A 23,802-nucleotide genomic window follows, 5' to 3' on the forward strand; every position below is an offset into this window, starting at 1 on the left:
CGCTCCTTGATGTCCGCGCGCTTGTCGTGCTCCTTCTTGCCCTTGGCCAGGCCCACTTCCAGCTTGGCGCGGCCCTTGTGCCAGTGCAGGTCCAGGGGCACCAGGGTGTAGCCGGCGCGTTCCACCTTGCCGATCAGGCTGGACAGTTCGCGCTCGTGCAGCAGCAGCTTGCGGGTGCGCGTGGAGTCGGCAATCTCGTGCGTGCAGGTCTGCTTGAGCGGGGTGAAGTGCGCACCGATCAGAAACGCTTCGCCGTTTTTCAGGGTGACGTAGGCCTCGGCAATCTGCGCGCGGCCGGCGCGCAGGCTCTTCACTTCCCAGCCTTGCAGCACCAGGCCGGCCTCGTAGCGGTCTTCGATGAAGTAGTCGTGCCGCGCGCGGCGGTTGACGGCGATCAGGCGCTCGGGTGCTTCGTCCTCTTTCTTGCTCATGCGCGGATTATAGGGACGCGCGGTGCAGCGGATACACTTGGCGCATGAATATCCGTGAAAGCAGCTACGGTTACTGGAGCTCCAGCCCTGCCTTCCTGTGGGTGGCGGTGGGCGCCATGATCGGCGTCGGCAATGCCGTGCGCCTGCCGTATCTGATGAGCGAATACGGTGGCGTGCTGTTTCTGGGCGTGTATCTGCTGGGCCTGGCGCTGGTGGGTCTGCCGCTGCTGCTGGCGGAGTGGATGCTGGGCCGCTGGATGCGCGATGACCTCATCGCCGGTTATGCGCGCCTGGTGGAAGCGGCCAAGGCGCGGCGCGTGTGGCTGGGCATCGGCGGTCTGGCCCTGCTCACGGCGGGGCTGATTCTGTCCTATTACTCGGTGATCGCCGGCTGGAGCCTGGCTTACGGTTTCCGCGCCGCCAGCGGCAGCTTTGGTCAGCTCACGCAGGAGGGTGCGCGCGCGGTGTTTCTGGGCGTGGCGCAGGATCCGGAGCGCAGCCTGTCCTGGCATACGCTGTTCATGGTGGCGGTGTGCGTGATCGTCTCGCACGGCTTTCGCGAAGGCGTGGAGCGTGCGGCGCGGCGCATGGTGCCGGCGGCGCTGCTGATCGCGGTGCTCATGTGTCTTTATGCAATGCGCAACCGCGACGGCCTGGCGGCTTACGAATACTTCATCGCCCCGCATCCGGAAAAACTCACCTGGCGCGGCGTGATCGAAGGGCTGCATCACGGCTTCTTCACGCTGGGCCTGGGGATGGGCGTTATGATGGGCCTGGGCAGCTATTTGCCGGTGTCGGCGCCCATCCGCCGCATCGCGGTGGCGGCGATTCTGGTGGACACCGCTTTCAGCCTGCTCGCGGGTCTGGCGGTGTACTCGGTGGTGCTGGGCGCGGGCCTGGAGCCGGGCACCGGCATCAGCCTGATGTTCGAAACCCTGCCGCGCGCGGTGGGCGGCGACTTCGGCGCCTCGCTGTTCGCCACCGCGCTGTACTTCCTGCTGTTCATCGTCACCATGACCTCGGCCACGGCGATGCTGGAGCCGGTGAGCCGTTACTTCATGGACCGTCAGCGCTGGACGCGCGTGTTCGCCGCCACCTGCGCGGCGCTGCTGATCTGGTTCGTGGGCCTGGGCACGCTGCTGTCGTTCAGCGTGATGCAGGATCTGCGCTTGTGGGGGCGCAATTTCTTCGAATGGGTGCAGCTGCTCACCGCCAGCTGGTTTGCGCCCATCGATGGGCTGCTGATCTGCGTGTTCGTGGTCAGCATCATGCCGCGCGATCTGGTGCGCACGCTCTGGGGCGCGGAACTGCAGCCCTGGCTGTACAAGCTCTGGTTCGGCCTGCTGCGCTATCCGGCGCGCCTGGGCCTGATCGTGGTGCTGCTGTATGCGCTGGGCATCATCGACTGGCTGATTTCGCTGTGGAGCGTGGCGTGAACGCGGCGCAGATCGAGGTGGAAGTGGCTTACGCACTGCCCGAGCGGCAGTGGCTCAAGCGGCTGCGCCTGCCGGCGGGCAGCACGGTGCAGATGGCGGTGGCGGCCAGCGGCGTGTGCGAGGCCTTTGCGATCCCCAGGGACGCGCCCCTGCGCGTGGGCGTGTTCTCCAGGCCCTGCGAGCTGCACCAGGTGCTGCGCGGCGGAGACCGGGTGGAGCTGTACCGGCCGCTGGCGGTGGACCCGAAAGCCGCGCGCCGCGCGCGGGCGGCGACGCGCAGCAAGCGCTGAATCAGGGCGGTGCGGGCTGGCCGATGTCCGGCTTGGCCGCGCCGGCGGCGGCACGGTCATTGGCTTCACGCGTGTCGGCCTTGCCCTTGGCGGCCTTGTTCTCGCCTTCCACCACGGCCTGTACGTCCGGCGTGTCGCTGGCCTTGGCCTGGCTGGCGGCCACCTGACCTTCGATGCGCTCCAGGGCATCGCCCTTGAAATACAGGCTCACCACGCGCTGCGAGGACTCACCACGCGGCGAACGGTAATAGCTCACATAGTCCCAGCGATTCGGGCGGAAGGCACTGGAGGCCACCGGCGTGCCCATCAGATAGCTGACCTGTTCACGCGTCATGCCCGGCTTGAGCTGCTCCAGCTGCTTCTGCTCGATGACATTGCCCTGTCGGGTGGGCAGCTTGTAGACGATCTGGCAGGCCGAAAGGCCCAGCGCCACTAGGGCGAGAAAGAAGAAGCGCATCGGGGCTCGATTGGTAAATAAATGTGTTGCCGCGAGATTCAGGCGGGGGATAATAACGGAAACCCCCGAGTCGAGCGCACAGGTCATGGAATCCTCCGATCTACGCAACGCTGGCCTGAAGGTCACGCTGCCCCGTATCAAAATCCTGGAAATGCTGGAAAACAGCGACGCGCGCCATCTTTCCGCCGAAGACATCTACCGCCGCCTGATCGAGATGAACGAAGACGTGGGCCTGGCCACCGTCTACCGCGTGCTCACCCAGTTCGAAGCCGCCGGCCTGGTGCGCCGTCACAACTTCGAGGGCGGGCACGCGGTGTTCGAGCTGGAGCGCGGACCGCATCACGACCACATGGTGTGCTTGGACAGCGGCAAGGTCATCGAGTTCGTCAGCGAAGAGATCGAGGAAATCCAGCAGCGCATCGCCGCCAAGCACGGCTACGACGTGGAAGAGCACAGCCTGGTGCTGTACGTGCGGCCGAAGAACCGGGTGGCCGGCAAGGTGGGCAAGGGCTGAGGGCGCAGAGGGGTGAGGCGAAAGAGAAGACGCTTTGTCATTCCCGCGCAAGCGGGAATCCAGCGATCAGGCGCTGCAGCCGCCAGACAGAGCGCACTGGATGCCCGCTTGCGCGGGCATGACACCGGGTTTCAATAGCGAAACGCTGCATCGTCTGACGTCTGACGTCTGACGTCAGATGTCTCACGCCCGCGACTTCGCCAGCAGATCCCGGGCATGCTCGCGGGTGGCCTGCGAGATTTCCACGCCGCCCTGCATGCGCGCGATCTCGTCCACGCGGGCGTCCGGGTCCAGGGCCTGCACGCGGGTGTAGGTCTGCTGCTTCACCACCTGCTTGCGGATCGCCAGATGCGCGTGGCCTTGCGCGGCCACCTGCGCCAGATGCGTCACGCTCAGCACCTGCCGGCGCTCGCCCAGCGCGCGTAGCTGCTGGCCGACGATCTCGGCCACGCCGCCGCTGATGCCGGCGTCCACCTCGTCGAAAATCATGGTGCCCACGCCGTGCTGCGCCAGGGCCGCGACCTGGATGGCCAGGGACACGCGCGACAGCTCACCACCGGAGGCCACCTTGGCCAGGGCGCGCGGCGGCTGGCCGGGGTTGGCGGAAAAGTCGAAGCGCAGCTGATCGGCGCCGTGCGGGCGCGGGGTCGCTTCGCTCTCGTATTCCACGGCCACCACCAGCTGCGCATGCGGCATGCCCAGACGCCGGACGATGGCGCTCACCGCCTGGCCGAAGCGTTCGCCGCTCTTGCGCCGCGCCTGACTGAGCTTCTGCGCTGCGCCTCGGAAGGCTTCCAGTGCGCGCTGCTGGCGCTGCTGGCACTCGCTGATGCGGGCATCGCGATGCGCGGCTTCCTCATGACGCGAGCGCAGGCTCTGCAGATGCTCGGGCAGCTGCGCGGGCTTCAGACGGTGCTTGCGCGCCAGATCGTGGATGGCGCCCAGGCGCGATTCGATCTCGGCCAGGCGCGCGGGGTCCAGGTCCAGGCGGTCGAGCGCGCGGCGCAGGGCGTCGGCGGCCTCGCGGGTCTGCGCCTGCGCGGCGTCCACCGCGTCCACCGCCGGCTGCAGGCTGTCCAGCAGCGGCAGCAGGCCGGAGAGCAGGCGCTGCGCCTCGCTCAGACGGTCGTAGATGCAGTCTTCGCCGCCGTAGAGCAGCTCCTGGGCCTGACCGCCTTCGCCCAGCAGGCGGCTGCCGTGTGCCAGGCCGCGATGCTCGCGCTCCAGCTCCTCGATCTCGTGCTCGCTCAGGCCGAGCGCTTCCAGCTCGCTGATCTGGAAGCGCAGGAATTCCAGCTGCGCGGCATCGCTGCCATCACTGCTCAGCAGGCGCTCCAGCTCGCCTCTGGCGTCCTGCCACAGGGCGCAGGCCGCCGCGACCTTGTCCAGCAGCGCGCCGTGCTCGCCGTAGTCATCGAGGATGCGGCGCTGCACCTCGCTGCGCAGCAGGGTCTGGCTTTCCGACTGGCCGAAGATTTCCACCAGCTGCTCGCCCAGTTCGCGCAGCGCGCCGGCGTTCACCGGCTGGCCGTTGACGAAGGCGCGGGTGCGGCCCTCGGCGTAGACCACGCGGCGGATCAGCAGCAGGCTTTCGTCTTCGCCATCGAGCAGTTCCTGTTCGGCCAGCCAGCGCTTGGCCGTGGCGTCCCGGGCCAGTTCGAAGCTGGCGCTGATTTCGGCTTTCTCCTGGCCGGCGCGCACCAGCGCGGCGTCGGCGCGCAGGCCGATGATCAGGCCGATGGCGTCGATCAGAATCGATTTGCCGGCGCCGGTTTCGCCGGTGAGCACGGTGAAGCCGGGCGCGAAGTCCAGGCTCAGCTCGTCGATGATCGCCAGATTCTTGATGTGCAGATGTTTGAGCATGCGGCGGAAGATGCGCGTTACAGGCTGCTGCCGTTGAGGGCCGGGCCACGGCCCCAGTGCAGCTTGTTGCGCAGCAGATTGAAGTAGGAATAGTTGCGCGGGTGCACCAGGGTCAGCGGGAAGGCCGCCTTGCGCACCTCGAAGCTCTCACCGGCGCGCAGGGTTTCGGCGGTCTGGCCGTCGCAGGTGAGCATGGCGGCCACGCCCGGCGCGCCGCGCAGGCTGATGCGCACGGTCTGTTCGCAGCCGATGATGATCGGCCGGTCGGAGAGCGTGTGCGGACAGATCGGCACCAGGGCCAGGGCCTGCAGGCCCGGATGCATCACCGGGCCGCCGCCGGACAGCGCATAAGCCGTGGAGCCGGTGGGGCTGGAGACGATGTAACCGTCGGCGCGATGCGAGGAGATGAATTCCTCGTCCAGCCAGGTGTCGAATTCCAGCATGCGGATTGCCGCCTGGTTGCGGATCACCACATCGTTGATCGCCAGCATGTGTACATCGGGCCGGCCCTGGCGCGGCAGATGCACCTGCAGCAGCAGGCGCTCCTCGCGCAGATAGTCGCCGGCAAAGATCGCGGCGAAGGTCTCGCGCATCTCCTCGGGGCGCACATCGACCATGAAGCCGAGCCGGCCCTGGTTGACGCCGACGATGGGCACGCCGGAAGGGGCGAGGTCGCGCGCCGCGGAGAGCAGGGTGCCGTCGCCGCCCACCACCACCGCCAGATCGCAGGCCTTGGCCAGTTCGGCGCGCGGCAGGCGGATGATGTCGGCCGGCAGGTTCTGGCTGGTCGGGGTGCCGGCTTCCACCAGCAGCTTGCGGTCCAGCTGGCGCAGCGTGGTGCAGAGCTGCTGCAAGGTGGGCACGATCTGCAGATCGTGCCGCTTGCCGATGATGCCGACGGTCTGGAAGCTCTGCATGCGCGCGCTGGGACAAAAGGATGTGCAAAGGTAGCATGAATGCGCCGCCGGCCGATGTCGGAAGCCGTCCTCAGCCTATTGAAATTGCGTCACAAATTCGCCATGTTTAAGGCATGTCCCCGATTCTCGACAATCGCGCCGCCGAACTGCTGAAGCTGCTCGTCGAACGCTACATCCACGACGGCCAGCCGGTGGGCTCGCGCACGCTCTCGCGCATGGCCAATCTCGGATTGTCCTCGGCCACCATCCGCAATGTGATGGCCGATCTCGACGAGCTGGGCTTCGTGGCTTCGCCGCACACCTCGGCCGGGCGCATCCCCACCACGCGCGGCTATCGCTACTTCGTCGACAGCCTGCTGGCGCCGGAGGCCTTGTCGGAGGCCGAGCGCGAGGCCATTGCCGAAGAACTGGCGCCGCGCCAGAACGGGCCCACCGAGATGGTGCAGGCGGCGTCCCGGATGCTGTCGCAGATGTCGAAGATGGCCGGCGTGGTCACCGTGCCCCGGCGCAATCTCACGGTGCTGCGCCGCATCGAGTTCCTGCCCTTGTCCGGCAACCGCGTGCTGGCGATTCTGGTGGTGAACCAGCACGAGGTGCAGAACCGCATCATCCACACGGAACGCCCTTATGCCGCCGATGAGCTGGAGCGCTACGCCAACGCGCTCAACGAGCACTTCGCCGGCCGTGATCTGGTCAGCCTGCGTCAGGCCCTGATGCAGGAGGCCGCCGACGCGCAGGCGCGCGTGAACCTGCTGCTGCGCGAGGCGGCGGCGATGGCCGAGCAGGCCCTGCGCCCGGAGCAGCCCAGTTCCGATTACGTGGTGGCGGGCGGGCCGAACCTGATGGGCTTCCAGGAACTGGCGGACGTGGCGCGCCTGCGCGCCCTGTTCGATGCCCTGGACACCAAGCGCGATCTGCTCAATCTCTTCGACCAGTGCCTCAACGCTGACCGCATGCAGCTGTTCATCGGCGACGAGTCCGGCTACCGGGTGCTGGACGAATGCTCAGTGGTGACCTCGCCGTACTACGTGGATGGCAAGGTCGCCGGCGTGCTGGGCGTGATCGGCCCCACGCGCATGGCCTATCACCGCATCATTCCCATCGTGCGGGAAACCGCAAGACTGCTGTCGGCCGGCTTGAAAGGCGAGGGCTGAGCCCCCAATAGGCCAACAGGCGGCGTCGTTTGGGAGAAAGCGGCCCCGCCAGCCGGACAGCTTGGCTATGATGTCGCCCCTTTTGGCTGTCCCCCTCGTCCAATTTCGAGTCTGTGAAGCGCAATGACTGAACCGGTGGAACCGGCGGCCGCAGCGGCTGCCCCTGCAAACGACGAACTGGCCGTGCTCAAGGCCGCCCTGGCGGATGCCGAGGCACGCGCCCAGGCTGCCAAGGACGCGCAGCTGCGCGCCGCGGCCGATCTGGAAAACACCCGCCGCCGCCTGGAGCGCGACGCCGCCAGCTCGCTCAAGTACGCCGCCGAAAAGCTGCTCGGCGAGCTGCTCTCGGTGGCCGACAGCCTGGAGCTGGGCCTGAAGGCCGCCGCCGGCGCCGAAGGTCCGGCCAAGGCCATGGCCGAGGGCGTGGAGCTGACCTACCGCCAGCTGATGAGCGTGCTGGAAAAGAACGGCGTCAAGCAGATCAATCCGGAAGGCCAGCCCTTCAATCCCGAATTCCACCAGGCCATGACCATGGCGCCCAGCGACCAGCTGCCGGCCAATCATGTGCTCAGCGTGATGCAGAAGGGCTACAGCCTGCACGAGCGTCTGCTGCGTCCGGCGATGGTGGTGGTGGCCAAGGCGCCGGGCTGAAAAACGGCTCACATTTGCTGCGGGATTCACCCTTGAATCGCCGCATTGCAGCACTAGATAAGCGGTAGCAACGGTATTCTCGGAGTTTTCACATGGCAAAGATCATCGGCATCGACCTCGGCACCACCAACAGCTGCGTGGCGATCCTGGAAGGCAACAACACCAAGGTCATCGAGAACAGCGAGGGCGAGCGCACCACGCCGTCCATCGTCGCGTACACCGATGACGGCCAGACCCTGGTCGGCCGCAGCGCCAAGCGCCAGGCGGTGACCAATCCCTTCAACACCCTCTACGCGGTCAAGCGCCTGATCGGCCGCCGCTTCGAGGACGCCGAGGTGCAGAAGGCGATCAAGCATTCGCCGTTCAAGATCGTGAAGGCCGACAACGGCGACGCCTGGGTGATGGTGCGCGACAAGAAGCTCGCGCCGCAGCAGGTCTCCGCCGAAGTGCTGCTGAAGATGAAGAAGACCGCCGAGGACTATCTCGGCGAGAAGGTGACCGAAGCGGTCATCACCGTGCCGGCCTACTTCAACGACAGCCAGCGCCAGGCCACCAAGGACGCCGGCCGCATCGCCGGCCTGGAAGTCAAGCGCATCATCAACGAGCCCACCGCCGCGGCCCTGGCCTTCGGCCTGGACAAGGGCGGCAAGAAGGACCAGAAGATCGCCGTGTATGACCTCGGCGGCGGCACCTTCGACATCTCCATCATCGAAATCGCCGACGTGGACGGCGAGAAGCAGTTCGAGGTGCTGGCCACCAATGGCGACACCTTCCTGGGCGGTGAGGACTTCGACCTGCGCGTGATCGAATACATCGCGGCCGAGTTCCAGAAGGAGCAGGGCATCGACCTGCACAAGGACCCGCTGGCCCTGCAGCGCCTCAAGGAAGCTGCGGAAAAGGCCAAGATCGAGCTGTCCAGCTCCACCCAGACCGACATCAATCTGCCCTACATCACGGCGGATCAGACCGGCCCCAAGCATCTCAACATGAAGCTGACCCGCGCCAAGCTCGAAGCGCTGGTCGACGATCTCATCTCCAAGTCCATGGAGCCCTGCAAGATCGCGCTGCGCGACGCCAACCTGAAAGCCTCCGACATCGACGAGGTGATTCTGGTCGGCGGTCAGACCCGCATGCCCAAGGTGCAGGACGCGGTCAAGAATTTCTTCGGCAAGGAGCCGCGCAAGGACGTCAACCCGGATGAAGCCGTGGCCGTCGGCGCTGCGGTGCAGGGCGCGGTGCTCTCGGGCGACCGCAAGGACGTGCTGCTGCTCGACGTGACCCCGCTGTCCCTGGGCATCGAAACCCTGGGCGGCAAGATGACCAAGCTGATCGAGAAGAACACCACCATCCCGACCAAGAAGTCGGAGACCTTCACCACCGCCGACGACAACCAGACCGCGGTGACCATCCAGGTCTACCAGGGTGAGCGCGAGATCGCCTCGGCCAACAAGTCGCTGGGCCGCTTCGACCTCACCGGCATCGCGCCGGCGCCGCGCGGCGTGCCGCAGGTGGAGGTGATCTTCGACATCGACGCCAACGGCATCCTGCACGTCACCGCCAAGGACAAGGCCACCGGCAAGGAGCAGAGCATCCGCATCACCGCCAACTCGGGTCTGTCGGAAGACGAGATCCAGAAGATGGTAAAGGACGCCGAGGCCCACGCCGAGGAAGACAAGAAGTTCAACGAGCTGATCGCCGCCCGCAACCAGGCCGATCAGATGATTCACGCGGTCGAGAAGTCGCTCAAGGATCTGGGCGAGCAGGTGCAGGCCGACGAGAAGAAGAGCATCGAGGACGCCATCGCGGCGGCCCGCGAGGCGGTCAAGGGCGACGACAAGGACGCCATCACCGCCAAGTCCGAGGCCCTGGCCCAGGCTTCCGCCAAGCTGATGGAGCGCGTCTATGCGCAGAAGGCGGCGGGCGAGAATGCGGCGGCCGGTGGCGAAGCCGGCGCGGCCGGCGGTGCGCAGGCCAAGGCCGACGGCGATGTGGTGGACGCCGAGTTCACCGAGGTCAAGGACAAGAAGTGAGGTCTCGCGTCATCCCCGCGCAAGCGGGGATCCAGCCCCGCAGCACTGGATGCCCGCTCACGCGGGCATGACGTTTTTTGACGGGGGCGGGGGATGGGCAAGGGCAGACTGGAAGCGTTCAGCGATGGCGTGCTGGCCATCATCATCACCATCATGGTGCTGGAGCTCAAACCCCCGCATGCGCCGACCCTGGAGGCACTGGGAGCCCTGTGGCCGGTGTTTTCCAGCTATGCCTTGAGCTTTCTCTACGTGGGCATCTACTGGAACAACCATCATCATCTGATGCACGCGGTGCACCGCGTCAACGGCCGGCTGCTGTGGGCCAATCTGCATCTGCTGTTCTGGCTGTCCCTGGTGCCGTTCACCACCGCCTGGATGGGCGAGAACCATTTCGACACGGTGCCGGTGGCGGTCTACGGACTGTCGCTGCTGATGCCCGCTCTGGCCTGGCCCTGGCTGCAGCATGAGATCGTGCGCGAGCATGGCCGCGACTCCCTGCTGGCCAGCGCCCTGGGCCGCGATTTCAAGGGCAAGATTTCCATAGCGCTGTACCTTGCCGGCATCGCTCTTGCGTTCTACAACCGCTATCTGGCCTGCCTGATGTACCTGGCGGTGGCCTTGATCTGGTTTCTGCCGGACCGTCGCATCGAGTCGAAAATTCAGGATTCCAAGCAAGATTGATCATGAGCAAGCGCGACTACTACGAAGTGCTCGGCGTGGCCAAGCAGGCCGGCGACGATGAGTTGAAGAAGGCCTATCGCAAGCTGGCGATGAAGTTTCACCCGGACCGCAACCCGGGCGACAAGGCTGCCGAGGAGCAGTTCAAGGAAGTCAGCGAAGCCTATGAGGTGCTGTCCGACGAGAACAAGCGCGCGGTCTACGACCAGTACGGGCACGAGGGCCTGAATCGCGGTGGTGGCGGTGGCGGCTTCGGCGGCGCCGGCGGCTTCGCCGACATCTTCGGCGATGTCTTCGCCGACATCTTCGGTGGCAATGGCGGCGGTGGCGGCGGACGCAGCGCCGGCCCGCGCCGCGGCGCAGACCTGCGCTACATGATGGAGCTGAGCCTGGAGCAGGCGGTGTTCGGCGCCACCGAAAGCATCCGCATCCCGACCTGGAGCGAATGCGAGAGCTGCAACGGTCACGGCACCGCCGACGGCAAGAAGCCGGGCGCCTGCGGCACCTGCCGTGGCAGCGGACAGGTGCGTGTGCAGCAGGGCTTCTTCGTGCTGCAGCAGACCTGCCCGCAATGCCGTGGTCGCGGCAGCCTGGTGACCGACCCCTGCAAGAGCTGTCGCGGCGCCGGCAAGATCCGTCGCGAAAAGACCCTGGAAGTGAAGATTCCGGCCGGCGTCGATACCGGCGATCGCATCCGCCTCACCGGCGAGGGCGAGCCGGGTGATCGCGGCGCTTCCAGCGGCGATCTCTACGTGCAGATCACGGTCAAGCCGCACGAGATCTTCGAGCGCGACGGCAATGATCTGCATTGCTCGGTGCCGATCTCGGTGGTCACCGCGGCGCTGGGCGGCAAGCTCAAGGTGCCGACCCTGGACGGCGAGGTGGAGATCGACATCACCGAGGGCGTGCAGAGCGGCAAGCAGTTCCGTCTGCGCGGTCGCGGCGTGCGTTCGATCCGCACCTCCGGGCCGGGCGATCTGTACTGCACGGTGTTCGTGGAGACCCCGGTGCACCTGACCAAGCAGCAGAAGGAACTGCTGCGTCAGCTGGGCGAGACCCTCGACAAGAGCGGCGGCAAGCACCATCCGGAAGCCTCCAGCTGGCTGGGCAAGGCCAAGCGCTTCTTCGATGATCTGACGCAGTGAGCGCCGCGCCTTCCGGCTTCAGGCCGGAAGGCGAAAGCCCTGGCCTCAGCGCTTGAAGCGCATTGCCGGGGCGGGCATCGGCCCCGCCCTGGGCTTCACGCGGTTCAGACGCCCTGCGCCTGATTCCAGCGCAGCTGTCGCTCCTGCGCGGCGAGGTACAGGCCCATCGCGAAGCCGAAGCTGGTGAACAGGCTCAGCACGAAATAGATCCAGCAGTGCTTCAGGCCGCGACGCGGACCATCGATCATGGTCCACAGCGGGAACAGGAAGGTGTTGGTGACGATCAGATCCTGCGAGCCGGAACCGGCGGCGGGATTGGTGAACAGCATCTTGGTGAAATGCACCCAGCCGGCCTGCTCGCCGTAGGTTTCCACATATTGCGTGTTGAAATACCAGCCGGTGCACACCGAGCCCACCGCCAGCAGATAACACAGCCGCTCGTTCCAGCTCGGGCCCGCCCCGGACCAGCCGCCGCGATACAGATGCCGGTTGAAGCGCAGGAACAGCATGAAGCAGAGCACGCCGAGGCCGGCGTGAATCAGCAGCGATGTCATGATTTCTCCTCCCCGCCTGTCGTTTGCAGCCTTGTCTTTTTAGCGCGGCGCCGGCAGCAACTCCTCACGCATTTGTGCGATGTGCTGAATCTGTGTCTTCAGCGGCGCCCGCCCTTGCGGGGCATCGGTGCTCAGGCAGACGGGCCGGGCACCGCATGGCGACGGCAACGGACGGCCACAGCGCCTTGCGCGCCGATTGCCAGGGCCTGTTCAAGCGTCGTCGGCAGACCCCAGGGTTCAGCCGTGCTGGAGCGCCTGGTAGAGGCTCAGGTATTCCTGCGTCACGCGGTGCGAGCGGTCGAGGTTGATCAGTGGTTTGTGCAGCTCGTGCGACTCCTTGACCTTCACCGAGGACGAGAGCATCTGCGCCAGCACCGGTTTGCCCTCGGCGCGCAGCTCATCGACGATGCGCTGCGGTTGCTTGGAACGCGCCTGGAACTGGTTGACGATGATGCCTTCCACGCGCAGTTCCTCGTTGTGGTCGGCGCGGATTTCCTCGATGTTGGCGAGCAGGGTGTACAGGGCCTGGCGCGCGAACTCGTCGCAGTCGAAGGGAATCAGCACGCTGTCGGCGGCGATCAGCGCGGCGCGCGAGTAGAAATTCAGCGTCGGCGGCGTGTCGATGAAGATCGCGTCATAGCCCTTGAGCTTGCGCAGGGCGTCGCGGAACTTGTAGATCTTCTGCTTGGCCTCCAGCTTGATCGCCAGTTCCTCCAGGCGCGGATCGGAGGCCACCAGGTCCAGATTCTCGAAGGGCGTGCCGCTGACGTAGGTGACGAAGGGCGCCGGTGCCAGCGAGAAGGACAGCGTGGATTCGAAGAAGTCACCGATGCTGCGGTCCACCTGTGTGGCGCGGGCGCCGAGCAGGTACTGTGTGGCATTGCCCTGCGTGTCCAGATCGATGACCAGGGTGCGCAGGCCTTCGGCAGCGGCGATGGCCGCCAGATTGCAGACGATGGTGGTCTTGCCCACGCCACCCTTCTGATTGAATACCACCCGCTTGGTCACGGTAGTTTCACCCTTGGTTTGGATTGGCTCGCGGCCACTATGCCTTGCACGCAGCATGCCGGCCTTGATGACCGCCATGGTAGCGAAACCCTCATGCGCAAAGACTGGCTGACAAGCCAGAATACCCGGCCTGTGTGAACACTCTCCAATCAGCGTAAGGATGACCAGCAGATGATGACGGTATGGGTTACCGGGGCCACTTCCGGTTTCGGTGCGGCGATCACCCGGCAGTTCGTGCGCGAGGGCCATCGCGTGATCGCCAGCGGCCGCCGCGCGGAGCGCCTGCAGGCGCTGGTGCAGGAACTGGGTGAGGAGCGGGTGCTGCCGCTGGAGCTGGACGTGCGCGAGCAGCCAGCGGTGCAGGCGGCGGTGGACGGCCTGCCGGCCGGCTGGGCGGCGGTGGAGGTGCTGGTCAACAACGCCGGCCTGGCGCTGGGCCTGCAGCCGGCGCATGAGGCCGAGCTGTCCGACTGGGAGCGGATGATCGACACCAACATCAAAGGCCTGGTCTACATGACCCGCGCCCTGACACCGGGCATGGTCGCGCGCGGTCGCGGGCATGTCATCAACATCGGCTCGGTGGCCGGCGAATGGCCGTATCCGGGCGGCAATGTCTATGGCGGCACCAAGGCCTTCGTACGGCAGTTCTCGCTCAATCTGCGCGCCGATCTGGTGGGGCGCGGCGTGCGCGTCACCAATATCGAGCCGGGCATGTCGCATACCGAGTTCTCGCTGGTGCGCTACCACGGCGATGTGGCGCGGGCCGAGGCCATCTATGCGGGCTTGCAGCCGCTGACGCCCGAGGATGTGGCGGACACCGTGTACTGGGTGGCCACGCGTCCGGCGCATGTGAACATCAACACCCTGTCGCTGATGCCCGAGTGTCAGGCATTTTCCCCGTTCAACGTCAAACGCAAGACTTGAGCTCTGTTCGCCATCACTTTGCGTGCAAAGTGACTGTGGACAGGCCCCAGGACCGCGACAGTCAATTTTGCCGCTGACGGGCGGCCGGTGCCCTGCTAGCTTCCCCCTTGCTCTGCCAAGGGGGAAGCCATGCGCAAGAGAGCCCGCTGCGGTCTGCTGCTGATACTGGCAAGCGTCTGGGCCGGTCCGCTGCCGGCGGCGGTGACGCCCGCTGAAAACGTGCTGGCGTTCTCCCGCGACCTCCGCGACCAGACCAAGCTGCGGCATGTGCTCTATCTGCGGCCCCGCGCCGACAGCGTGGCGCCCCGGGCCGCCTATGTGCTGCTGCCATATCGCGGCGGCGAGTCCGACAACATGGCCGATCTGGTCGGCGCCGCGCAGCTGGTCCGCGATCACGACATCTGGGTGATCATTCCCGAAGCGGTCAACGGCTACTGGAACTACAAGATGCTGCTGGGCGCCGCCTCGGTGCCCGACGATGTGAAGTTTCTCAGTCGCGTGATCGACGAGGCGGTGGCCGCCTACGGTCTGGACGCCAGGCGCATCTACATGGGCGGCTATTCGGGCGGCGCGATGATGACCATCCGCTACGCCTGCGAAAGACCCGAGAAAATCGCCGGCGCGGCGCTGGTCGGCGGCCAGCTGATCCGCACCCTGGCGCCCCGCTGCAGCACCGCGGCGCCGGTGCCCATGGCCTTCGTCAACGGCGAGCTCGATCCGGTGGGCGCCTACAACGGCGATGCCACGCTGATGTCCTCGCCGGACTCCGCCGCGTTCTGGGCGCAGCTCAATGGCTGCGATGCCCTGCCGGTGCACGAGCAGTTGCCGGACACGGTGAACGACGGCACCCGCATCGAGCTGGACCGTTACGGCGGCTGCCGGCAGGGCCAGGCGGTGCGTCTCTACACCGTGCGCCAGGGTGGTCACACCTGGCCCGGCGCCGTGGACTTCTCGCCTTCGCTGGGTCGCACCAGCCAGGACCTGAACGCCAGCGAAGCCTTCATCCGCTTTCTGCTGTCCTTCTCACGCTGAGCATCCGGGAGCCGGCACCATGCAACGCACACTTGCCTTGCTGCTGGGCTGTCTCTGCACGCTGAGCGCGACGGCGGCGCCGCTTGCGCAGGGCCAGGCCTTCCAGGTGAATCAGTACAGCAGCGGTGATCAGCAGCGCCCGGCGCTGGCGCGCAGCCCCGGCGGCGGCTTCGTGCTGGCCTGGGACAGCGATGGCCAGGACGGCAGCCAGAACGGCGTCTACGCGCGGCGCTATTCCGCGCAGGGCTTGCCGCTGGGCAATGAATTCCAGGTCAACGAGCACCGCGACAACCGCCAGTTTGCGCCGCGCATCGCCGCCGACGCCGTCGGCGCCTTCGTGGTGGTCTGGCTCAGCAACAGCCAGGACAAGATCGGCATCCAGCTCTACGCGCGCCTGTTCGATGCCGCCGGCAATCCGCGCGGCGGCGAGTTCCGTGTCGACACCGACCAGCATCCGGTCTACACGCAGTTCGATGTGGCGATGGCGGCCGATGGCCGCGTCGTGATCACCTGGATCGAGCGCGACAATCTGCTGGGCAGCGCCACGGTGCAGAACAAGACGCTGTACGCGCGCCGCTATGGCGCCAGCGGCGCCGCGCAGGGCGAACTCATCACCGTGTATCAGACGCCGCTGTATCTGCTGCGCGTGCCGACGGTGGCCATGGATGGCAGCGGCAATTTCGTGCTGGCCTGGTTTGTCGGCGCCGACAGCATCTGGGCGCGTCGCTACGACGCCGCCGGCAAGGCACGCGGCGGCAGCTTCCGGGTCAGTCCTGCCGATGCCAGCCTGATCGTCGACCGGCCGCGGATCGCCGCCGACTTCGCCGGCAACTTCGCCCTGGCCTGGGAAACCGGTGCGGCCGGCGATGGCAGCGACAGCGGCGTGTACCTGCGCAGCTACGATGCCGGCGGCAGGGCCTTGATGAAGGCCACGCGCCTGGATTCCGCGCTGCTGCGCAATCCTGAAATCGCGCTGGGCGGTGCTGGCATCGTGGTGGCGGCGCACAGCAGCGGCGTTTACGCGCAGTGCTATGGCCTGAACGGCGCGGCGCTGGATCAGGCCTTCCGTGCCGACACGGCGGCGCAGCCCGGCACTTCGCTGTTTGCCGATGTCGCGGCGGATGCCAGCGGCAATCTGGTATTTGCCTGGCAGAACTTCGGCGACGACGGCAGCGGTCGCGGTGTGTTCGCGCGCTTGTTCTCGGCCTGCTGAGCGGCCCCGCGACCCGCGTTCACCCGGTCGCTACAATGTCGGCATGGACGCCGTGCGCCGACAACGCTATCTGAAACTGCTGGGCATCGAGGCCTGGCGTCCGCGCACGGCCGGGTCTGCGCAGACCGAGCCGGCCTCGTGCGCAGCGCCCGTGGCCGAGGCGCCGCCTGCGCGCGCGCTGCCGTCCGTTCCCGATTCCGCGCGAGCCTTCAGCATGCCCAGAGCCAAGCCCAAGCCCGAGGCGCCAGCGGCGCCCGCCAAGACCGCGCCGGTACGGCCGCAAGCGCTCGAGGTGCCGGCCGACTGGACGGGCTTGCGGGCGGTGGTGAAGGACTGCCAGGCCTGCAAGCTCTGCGAGACGCGCACCCACACCGTGTTCGGTGTCGGGCATGAGCAGGCGCCGCTGATGATCGTCGGCGAGGGGCCCGGCGCCGACGAGGATGCGCAGGGCGAACCTTTCGTGGGCCGCGCCGGCAAGCTGCTCGACGAGATGCTCAAGGCCATCGGCCGCAGCCGCGCCGAACAGAATCCGCAGCGCGCGGTGTTCATCGCCAATGTCGTGAAGTGCCGGCCGCCCGGCAACCGTGATCCGGAGCCGGACGAGGTGGAGGCCTGCCGGCGTTATCTGGATCGCCAGATCGAGCTGGTGAAGCCCAGGCTGATCGTGGCCCTGGGCCGCATCGCCGCGCAGCGTCTGCTGGAAAGCGACGAGCCGCTCTCGCGTCTGCGCGGGCCGCTGCACCGCTACGGCGCCAGCGGCACGCCGGTGCTGGTCACCTATCATCCGGCCTATCTGCTGCGCAGCCCGCGCGAGAAGGCCAAGAGCTGGGAAGACCTGAAGAAGATCCATCGCCAGCTGCAGGGGCAGGCTTGAGCGCGCAGCCGCAGGCGCTGTGGCAGCTCTGGCCGATGCAGCCGCAGCATCTGGATCAGGTGATGCCGATCGAGGATGCCAGTTACACGCATCCCTGGACGCGCGGCATCTTCGAGGACTGTCTGCGCGTCGGCTACAGCGCCTGGGTGGTCTGCGATGCGCAAGGGCAGGTGCTGGCCTACGCGCTGATGACCATGGCGGCGGGCGAGGCGCATGTGCTCAATATCTGCGTGGCGCCCGGGCAGCGTCGTCATGGTCTCGCGGCGTTTCTGCTGCGCCATCTGATCATGATCGCGCGCGCTGCCAGCGTGACGCTGATGCTGCTGGAGGTGCGCGTGTCCAACCTCGGCGCACAACAGCTCTATGCCGGTTTCGGCTTCAATCAGATCGGCCGGCGGCGCGGCTACTATCCAGCCACGGACGGGCGCGAGGATGCGCTGGTGCTGGCCCTGGAACTTTAGAAGTTCTGCTCTCTTTTTGATCCTTGCTCATGAATGACAAGCGCGCACGCTGGTCCTGGGCGTTCTACGACTGGGCGAATTCGTCCTTCGCCACCACCGTGATGGCGGGCTTCTTTCCGCTGTTCTTCGCCGCTTACTGGGCCAGGGATCTGGCGCAGGGCGAGCGCACCTTCTGGCTGGGCGTGGCCAGTTCGCTGGCCAGCGTGGTGGTGATGCTGATGGCGCCGCTATTGGGCGGCATCGCCGATCGTCACGGTTACAAGAAGCGCTTTCTGTTTCTCAGCACCTTGCTGGGCGCGCTGAGCACGGCGGCGATGTTTGCGGTGGCGCAGGGCAACTGGCCGCTGGCGCTGACGCTGTTCACCCTGGGCTCCATCGGCTTTTTCGCCGGCACCTCGTTCTACGACTCGCTGATCGTCAGCGTCGCGCCGCCAGAGCAGCTGGACCGTCTTTCCGCACTCGGTTACGGCCTGGGCTATCTGGGCGGCGGTCTGCTGTTCGCGCTCAATGTCTTCATGTACCAGAAGCCGCAGTTCTTCGGCCTGGCCAGCGGCGCCGAGGCGATTCTCTGGTCCTTCCTGATGGTGGGCGTCTGGTGGCTGCTGTTTTCGCTGCCGCTGTTCGCCTGCGTGCGGGAGCGGCCGGCGCCGCACGAGAACGGCCGCAGCGACTGGCAGGCCCTCATGCACACCTTCCGGCAGATTCTCGGCATGCGGCCGGTGCTGCTGTTTCTCTGCGCCTACTGGCTGTACATCGACGCCGTGGACACCATCATCCGCATGGCGGTGGATTACGGCGTGAAGCTGGGCTTTGCGCCGGGCTCGCTGATTCTGGCGCTGCTGATGGTGCAGTTCATCGGCTTTCCGGCGGCGGTGCTGTTCGGCGTGCTCGCCGAGCGCGTCGGCACCAAGACCATGATCTATGTCGCGCTGCTGGTGTATGCCGGCGTCACCTGCGGCTCGTATTTCCTGCTGAGCGAAACGCAGTTCTTCCTGATGGCGGCGGCCATCGGTCTGGTGCAGGGCGGCATCCAGTCGCTGTCGCGCTCGTATTACGCACGCCTGATTCCGGCCGATCAGGCCGGACAGTTCTTCGGCTTCTACAACATGCTCGGCAAGTTCGCCGCGGTGCTCGGCCCCTTCGTGGTCGGTCAGACCGCGCTGCTGGTGGACAACCAGCGTCTGCCGATTCTCAGCCTGCTGCCGTTTTTCATCATCGGCGGCCTGCTGCTCACGCGCGTGCGCGCACCGCTCATTCGGTAGCGAACAAGGCCGGGCGCTTGGCGGTGACGCCGCGATAGAAGGCGAAGATCTCGCGCATGTCCGCATCCCAGTCGCCCGTCGGACGCATCAGGGGCCCGGTGCCGATGCACTTGCGGCGATAGTCGATGTAGGCCACCAGCACCGGTACCTGCGCTTCGCGGGCGATGTGGTAGAAACCGCGCTTCCATTTTTCCACGCGTGAGCGCGTGCCCTCCGGCGCCAGACCGATCAGCAGCTGCTGCTTGCGGGTGAAGGCGGCGGCGCTCTGCGCCACCACGCCGCTGCCGCTGCTGCGGTCGATGGCAATGCCGCCGAGTTTGCGCATCAGCGCGCCGAACGGCGGCGCGAACAGCGTGTGCTTGCCAAACCAGTGCACCGGCAGTTCAAGACGCAGCAAGGCCGCCATGCCGAACACGAAATCCCAGTTGGAGGTGTGCGGCGCCAGAATCACCAGCAGCCTGGGCTCGTCGGGAATCGCAATGTCCAGACGCCAGCCGGCCAGGCGCAGGATCACGCGACCCAGGCCGGCGAGCAGGGCACTGCGACGACGCGGCACCGCCGCGCCGATCTCGATACGTTCGGCTTGCAAAACCGTTTCCTCCGCTATGGTCCATGGCGATGCGGTGACGGGCGCCGGACCTTGGGTTTTCTCGATTCCCGCCGCAAACCGCCGCCGTCACGACCAGCGGCGCAGTTTGCGGCCGTCAACGTATTATGGCGCATCGCTCTTGCGGCCGATGCAGGATGCGAGGGCTTCCACGTAGGGGAATCCCGTAGTGTCCCGGTGTGAATTTATGGCTTGATGTACCGGGCGCTCTTCTTCACCATGGCCGCCAGCCAAATTTGGAGTGCGTCAGTGGATGCACGTGATCGTGAATTGATGCGCGTCATGCAGCACGCGAAGGACTACGCCACCTGGCGTGAGGCCGCCGCGGCGCTGGACAAGCGTGAAGGCTGGGACGAGTGGCGCGAGGATGAAACCTCGCACGACTACGACTGGCGGCTGATCCGCTCGCGCCTGCGGCAGATCCGCCAGTACCGTGAAGATGGCGCGGTGGCCAAGCTGATTCATCATCTGCGGCAGGGCCTGCACTGGAACCTGGGCAATCTCGGCAACCCGCAGCTCTACGCCCATGCGCGCGTCGGCAGCAAGAAGCTGATCAGCGAATACGCCGGTGAAGTGTCCGCCGCGCTGCGCTGGCTCTGCGAGCAGGATCTGCCGGAGCTCCCGCATGCCGCCAAGCTGAAATTCTTCGAGGAAACCGAGCTGAGCTACGGCCGCTCGGCGCTGATGCTGTCCGGCGGCGCCACGCTGGGCCTGTTTCATGTGGGCGTGGTCAAGGCCTTGTACCGCGAGAACGTGGTGCCGCAGATCATGTCGGGCTCCAGCGCCGGTTCGGTGGTCTGCGCCACGGTCGGCTCGCGCGCACCGCACGAGCTGGAGTCGCTGCTCGATCCGGAAGCCGCCTACTACCATTTCTGGCGCCTGCTGCCGATGCGCGAGATCATGCGTCATCGCGCGCTGATGGATCAGGACCAGCTGCGCAAGGCCATTGCCGCCAATGTCCGTGATCTGACGTTTGAAGAGGCCGAGCGCATCTCCGGCCGCGTCACCAACATCACGGTCTCGCCGGCGGGCGTGAACCAGCAGCCGCGCCTGCTCAACTATCTGACCTTCCCGTATCTCTACGTGCGCGAGGCGGTGCTGGCTTCCTGTGCGGTGCCGCTGCTGTTTCCGCCGGTGATGCTGATGACGCAGGACGAACACGGCGAGCGTGTGCCCTACATGCCGCTGCTGCGCTGGAACGACGGCTCGCTGAAATCGGACCTGCCGATTCTGCGCATGCGTCGCCTGCACAACGTCAATCATTTCATCGTCAGCCAGACCAATCCGCACGTGCTGCCCTTCGTCGGCGGCAGCGAGCCCGGCGGCAAGGGCCTGCGCACCACGGCGCGCGACTACCTCTATTCCACGCTGCGCGGGCAGAGCAAGAGCATCGTCGATCTGGTGCGCCAGAACCTGCCGATCGGTGGCGTGCGTCGCACCCTGGACGTGGCGTCTTCGATTCTCGATCAGGAATACCGCGGCAACATCAACATCGTGCCGGAGGTGAGCCTCTGGCGTTATGCCAATGTCACCAGCAATCCGAGCATGGAGGCGATCAAGCGCTTCATGCTGGAAGGCGAACGCGCCACCTGGCCGCGCATCGAGATGATCCGCAACCAGACCCAGATCAGCCAGACGCTCGATGCCTGTGTGCGCCAGTTGCGCGCCCAGCCGCCGCTGCCGGGCAGTGGCGAGCGTGGCGCGCGCAAGCCGGAACTCAAGGTGGTGCGGGATCGCGGCAACGCGAGCTGAGCGCAGCAGGCAAGGCAGGACGGCGCCGGCGCGGTGATCCGCGCCCTGGTTTCGATCGTGGCGGCGGCTCCGGCGCCGCGCTGTGCGGCGGGCGCAGGCGGCGCTGCGCGGGACACTCACAAAGCCCGCCGTCTTGCAAGACGTGATTCCCTGCGCTCATTGCGTAAAATCCGTCTCATCCGCAGTCCTTCCGACCCCAATCTCCCATGAGCCAAGACGCCGCCGATTCCGGCTTCGATACCGAGCGCCTGCCGCTGCGCGTGTTCGCCGAGAAGGCCTATCTCGACTATTCGATGTACGTGGTGCTGGACCGCGCGCTGCCGCATATCGCCGATGGTCTGAAGCCGGTGCAGCGGCGCATCGTCTATGCGATGAGCGAGCTGGGGCTGTCTTCGACCTCCAAGCACAAGAAGTCGGCCCGCACCGTCGGCGATGTGATCGGCAAGTTCCATCCGCACGGTGACTCGGCCTGTTACGAGGCCATGGTCACTATGGCCCAGCCCTTCAATTACCGCTATCCGCTGATCGACGGCCAGGGCAACTGGGGTGCGCCGGATGATCCGAAGTCCTTCGCGGCCATGCGCTACACCGAGTCGCGCCTGGCAGCCTACGCGCAGACCCTGCTCGCGGAGCTGGGACAGGGCACGGTGGACTGGCAGCCGAACTTCGACGGCACGCTGGACGAGCCGCGCCTGCTGCCCGCGCGCCTGCCCAACATCCTGGTCAATGGCACCACGGGCATCGCCGTGGGCATGGCCACCGACATCCCGCCGCACAATCTGCGCGAACTGGTGCGCGCCTGCCTGCACCTGCTCAAGCATCCCAATGCGCAGGTGGAGACGCTCTGCGGTTTCGTGCAGGGCCCGGATTTCCCCACCGCCTGCGAAATCGTCTCCGAGCCGCATGATCTGCTGAAGCTCTATCAGACCGGCAACGGCCAGATCCGCGCCCGCGCGCGCTGGGAGCGCGACGAGGACGGCAACATCATCATCACCAATCTGCCCTTCCAGGTTTCGCCGTCCAAGGTGCTGGAGCAGATCGCCGAGCAGATGCGCGCCAAGAAGCTGCCGCTGGTGGAAGACCTGCGCGACGAGTCGGATCATGAAAACCCCACGCGCCTGGTGATCGTGCCGCGCTCCAACCGCGTGGATACCGACACCCTGATGGCGCATCTGTTCGCGACCACGGATCTGGAACGCAGCTACCGCGCCAATCTCAACATGATCGGCCTGGACGGCCGGCCCAAGGTCAAGAACCTGCGCGACATCCTCAGCGAGTGGCTGGAGTACCGCTTCGCCACCGTCACGCGCCGCCTCAACCACCGCCTGGGCAAGGTCAACGAGCGCCTGCACATCCTCGAAGGCTTGCTGATCGCCTATCTCAATATCGACGAGGTGATCCGCATCATCCGCTTCGAGGATGATCCCAAGGCCAAGCTGATGAGCACCTTCGCGCTCTCCGATGCGCAGGCCGAATGGATTCTCGACCTCAAGCTGCGTCACTTGCAGAAGCTGGAGGAGATGAAGATCAAGGGCGAGCAGGCCGAACTGGCCGCCGAACGGGATCGCCTCGAAGCCCTGCTCGGCGACGACGAAAAGCTCAAAGACCTGATCGCCGACGAACTGAAGGAAGACGCCAAGAAGTACGGCGACGAGCGCCGCTGCCCGATCAACGCGCGGCCGCCGGCCGCCGCCCTGGAAGCCACGGAAATCCTGCCGGCCGAGCCGGTCACCGTGGTGCTGTCCAAGGCCGGCTGGATCCGCGCCGGCAAGGGCCATGAGCTGGACGCCACCGCGCTCAGCTACAAGGCCGGCGACGAGTTCGCCTTCGCGGCGCAGGGCAAGACCAATCAGCTGCTGGTGCTGCTGGACCACAAGGGCCGCTGCTACACGCTCAATCCGCGCGAGCTGCCCTCGGCGCGCTCGCAGGGCGAACCCATCACCACCAAGCTCGACATCCAGGACGGTGGCCGCATCATGGGCCTGATGATGGGCGAGGGCAGCGAGAAGCTGGTGCTGGGCAGCGACGAGGGTTACGGCTTCATCGCCAAGCTGGGCGATCTGGAGTCGCGCCTGAAGGCCGGCAAGGCGGTGGTGAACGTGTCCGACAGCGCTGCGGTGCTCACGCCGGCGCGCGTCGCCGATCCGACCCGCGACAGCTACGCCCTGGCCACCGCCGAGGGCCGCCTGCTGGTGTTCCCGCTGAGCGAGCTGCCGGAACTGGCCAAGGGCAAGGGCAACAAGCTGGTGACGCTCAAGGGCGAGGACCGCATCCTGGCTTCCTGCGTGCTGCCGGCCGGAGCGGCCCTGACCCTGGTCTGCGGCAAGCGCACCCTGACCCTGAAACCCTCGGACCTGGCGCACTACAGCGGGGCGCGGGCCAGCCGCGGCAGCCATCTGCCGCGCGGCTTCCAGCGCGTGGAGCGCATGGAGCCGGAGGCATGAGCCGGCAGGTGCGGCGGGTCTTGTCCCAAGCTTTCAGGAAACTTTCATCTTGAAATCCGGGTCCAAGCCCCCAGTGAGGCATCTGTGAGAACGCGGGTTGCTTAA

The 23,802-nt window shown here is 66.4% G+C and carries 23 protein-coding genes; 16 read left to right on the plus strand and 7 right to left on the minus strand.

The window, feature by feature from the left end; all coding sequences use genetic code 11:
• Positions 1 to 431, minus strand: a 431-nt coding sequence (gene smpB / locus BMY12_RS00005; RefSeq protein ID WP_093280477.1) for an SsrA-binding protein SmpB, incomplete at its 3' end; no start/stop codon positions are given.
• Between the two features lie 44 nt (positions 432 to 475).
• On the opposite strand from smpB, the gene BMY12_RS00010 reads away from it, so the two are divergent.
• Positions 476 to 1,867, plus strand: coding sequence for a sodium-dependent transporter (locus tag BMY12_RS00010; RefSeq protein WP_093280478.1), 1,392 nt, complete (start codon positions 476 to 478; stop codon positions 1,865 to 1,867).
• A complete protein-coding gene (locus BMY12_RS00015) occupies positions 1,864 to 2,157 on the plus strand; it encodes an RnfH family protein (RefSeq protein ID WP_093281551.1) in 294 nt (97 codons plus the stop codon). Before BMY12_RS00010 ends, BMY12_RS00015 begins: the two co-directional genes overlap by 4 nt.
• A gap of 1 nt (position 2,158) precedes the next feature.
• Here BMY12_RS00015 and BMY12_RS00020 read toward each other — a convergent pair whose 3' ends face one another.
• Complete coding sequence (locus tag BMY12_RS00020; protein WP_093280479.1) at positions 2,159 to 2,614, minus strand: outer membrane protein assembly factor BamE; 456 nt, start codon at positions 2,612 to 2,614, stop codon at positions 2,159 to 2,161.
• Positions 2,615 to 2,699: 85 nt separating this feature from the next.
• Between BMY12_RS00020 and fur the strand changes: the two genes are divergently transcribed.
• Positions 2,700 to 3,128, plus strand: coding sequence for a ferric iron uptake transcriptional regulator (gene fur, locus BMY12_RS00025; protein ID WP_093280482.1), 429 nt, complete (start codon positions 2,700 to 2,702; stop codon positions 3,126 to 3,128).
• A gap of 183 nt (positions 3,129 to 3,311) precedes the next feature.
• Here the strand turns inward: fur and recN are convergent, their stop codons facing one another.
• Together recN and BMY12_RS00035 are read right to left on the minus strand one after the other, a co-directional pair.
• Entirely contained in the window at positions 3,312 to 4,991 is a 1,680-nt protein-coding gene (gene recN, locus BMY12_RS00030; protein WP_093280483.1) for a DNA repair protein RecN, read from the minus strand.
• 17 nt (positions 4,992 to 5,008) lie between these two features.
• Complete coding sequence (locus BMY12_RS00035) at positions 5,009 to 5,908, minus strand: NAD(+) kinase (RefSeq protein ID WP_093280485.1); 900 nt, start codon at positions 5,906 to 5,908, stop codon at positions 5,009 to 5,011.
• A 113-nt stretch (positions 5,909 to 6,021) separates the two neighbouring features.
• Between BMY12_RS00035 and hrcA the strand changes: the two genes are divergently transcribed.
• The 5 genes from hrcA to dnaJ all read left to right on the plus strand — a co-directional run bounded on the left by hrcA (position 6,022) and on the right by dnaJ (position 11,566).
• Positions 6,022 to 7,062, plus strand: a complete 1,041-nt coding sequence (gene hrcA, locus BMY12_RS00040; RefSeq protein ID WP_093280487.1) for a heat-inducible transcriptional repressor HrcA — start codon at positions 6,022 to 6,024, stop codon at positions 7,060 to 7,062.
• Between the two features lie 123 nt (positions 7,063 to 7,185).
• Positions 7,186 to 7,713 (plus strand): nucleotide exchange factor GrpE, encoded by a 528-nt coding sequence (gene grpE / locus BMY12_RS00045; RefSeq protein WP_093280491.1) that lies wholly within the window; start codon positions 7,186 to 7,188, stop codon positions 7,711 to 7,713.
• A gap of 92 nt (positions 7,714 to 7,805) precedes the next feature.
• Entirely contained in the window at positions 7,806 to 9,743 is a 1,938-nt protein-coding gene (gene dnaK / locus BMY12_RS00050; RefSeq protein WP_093280493.1) for a molecular chaperone DnaK, read from the plus strand.
• A gap of 93 nt (positions 9,744 to 9,836) precedes the next feature.
• Positions 9,837 to 10,424 carry a TMEM175 family protein gene (locus BMY12_RS00055; RefSeq protein ID WP_093280494.1) on the plus strand — a complete coding sequence of 196 codons (588 nt, stop codon included), beginning with the start codon at positions 9,837 to 9,839 and terminating at the stop codon, positions 10,422 to 10,424.
• A 2-nt stretch (positions 10,425 to 10,426) separates the two neighbouring features.
• Entirely contained in the window at positions 10,427 to 11,566 is a 1,140-nt protein-coding gene (gene dnaJ / locus BMY12_RS00060) for a molecular chaperone DnaJ (RefSeq protein ID WP_093280499.1), read from the plus strand.
• A 104-nt stretch (positions 11,567 to 11,670) separates the two neighbouring features.
• Here dnaJ and BMY12_RS00065 read toward each other — a convergent pair whose 3' ends face one another.
• Positions 11,671 to 12,120 carry a DUF2834 domain-containing protein gene (locus BMY12_RS00065; RefSeq protein ID WP_093280501.1) on the minus strand — a complete coding sequence of 150 codons (450 nt, stop codon included), beginning with the start codon at positions 12,118 to 12,120 and terminating at the stop codon, positions 11,671 to 11,673.
• A gap of 237 nt (positions 12,121 to 12,357) precedes the next feature.
• On the minus strand, positions 12,358 to 13,128 hold the full coding sequence (locus tag BMY12_RS00070; RefSeq protein WP_245732270.1) for a ParA family protein: 771 nt from the start codon (positions 13,126 to 13,128) through the stop codon (positions 12,358 to 12,360).
• Between the two features lie 174 nt (positions 13,129 to 13,302).
• Between BMY12_RS00070 and BMY12_RS00075 the strand changes: the two genes are divergently transcribed.
• The 6 genes from BMY12_RS00075 to BMY12_RS00100 all read left to right on the plus strand — a co-directional run bounded on the left by BMY12_RS00075 (position 13,303) and on the right by BMY12_RS00100 (position 18,894).
• The gene (locus BMY12_RS00075; protein WP_093281556.1) at positions 13,303 to 14,052 is read left to right on the plus strand and encodes an SDR family oxidoreductase; all 750 of its coding nucleotides are present in this window, start codon (positions 13,303 to 13,305) and stop codon (positions 14,050 to 14,052) included.
• A gap of 129 nt (positions 14,053 to 14,181) precedes the next feature.
• Complete coding sequence (locus BMY12_RS00080; RefSeq protein WP_093280504.1) at positions 14,182 to 15,084, plus strand: CE1 family esterase; 903 nt, start codon at positions 14,182 to 14,184, stop codon at positions 15,082 to 15,084.
• A 19-nt stretch (positions 15,085 to 15,103) separates the two neighbouring features.
• The gene (locus tag BMY12_RS00085) at positions 15,104 to 16,297 is read left to right on the plus strand and encodes a hypothetical protein (protein WP_143068782.1); all 1,194 of its coding nucleotides are present in this window, start codon (positions 15,104 to 15,106) and stop codon (positions 16,295 to 16,297) included.
• A 43-nt stretch (positions 16,298 to 16,340) separates the two neighbouring features.
• Complete coding sequence (locus BMY12_RS00090; protein WP_177188762.1) at positions 16,341 to 17,171, plus strand: uracil-DNA glycosylase; 831 nt, start codon at positions 16,341 to 16,343, stop codon at positions 17,169 to 17,171.
• The gene (gene rimI / locus BMY12_RS00095) at positions 17,168 to 17,632 is read left to right on the plus strand and encodes a ribosomal protein S18-alanine N-acetyltransferase (protein WP_093280508.1); all 465 of its coding nucleotides are present in this window, start codon (positions 17,168 to 17,170) and stop codon (positions 17,630 to 17,632) included. The genes BMY12_RS00090 and rimI overlap by 4 nt, the downstream gene beginning before the upstream one ends.
• A 29-nt stretch (positions 17,633 to 17,661) precedes the next feature.
• A complete protein-coding gene (locus BMY12_RS00100; protein ID WP_093280509.1) occupies positions 17,662 to 18,894 on the plus strand; it encodes an MFS transporter in 1,233 nt (410 codons plus the stop codon).
• On the opposite strand, the gene BMY12_RS00105 is transcribed toward BMY12_RS00100, so the two are convergent.
• Positions 18,884 to 19,483 (minus strand): lysophospholipid acyltransferase family protein, encoded by a 600-nt coding sequence (locus BMY12_RS00105; RefSeq protein ID WP_218140014.1) that lies wholly within the window; start codon positions 19,481 to 19,483, stop codon positions 18,884 to 18,886. The two genes, BMY12_RS00100 and BMY12_RS00105, sit on opposite strands and share 11 nt — an antisense overlap.
• Before the next feature lie 267 nt (positions 19,484 to 19,750).
• On the opposite strand from BMY12_RS00105, the gene BMY12_RS00110 reads away from it, so the two are divergent.
• On the plus strand, positions 19,751 to 21,253 hold the full coding sequence (locus BMY12_RS00110) for a DUF3336 domain-containing protein (RefSeq protein WP_245732272.1): 1,503 nt from the start codon (positions 19,751 to 19,753) through the stop codon (positions 21,251 to 21,253).
• Between the two features lie 206 nt (positions 21,254 to 21,459).
• Complete coding sequence (gene parC / locus BMY12_RS00115; protein WP_093280510.1) at positions 21,460 to 23,697, plus strand: DNA topoisomerase IV subunit A; 2,238 nt, start codon at positions 21,460 to 21,462, stop codon at positions 23,695 to 23,697.
• Positions 23,698 to 23,802 lie beyond the last annotated feature (105 nt).

Origin of the sequence: Solimonas aquatica (assembly GCF_900111015.1) — a bacterium.
GTDB lineage: Bacteria > Pseudomonadota > Gammaproteobacteria > Nevskiales > Nevskiaceae > Solimonas > Solimonas aquatica.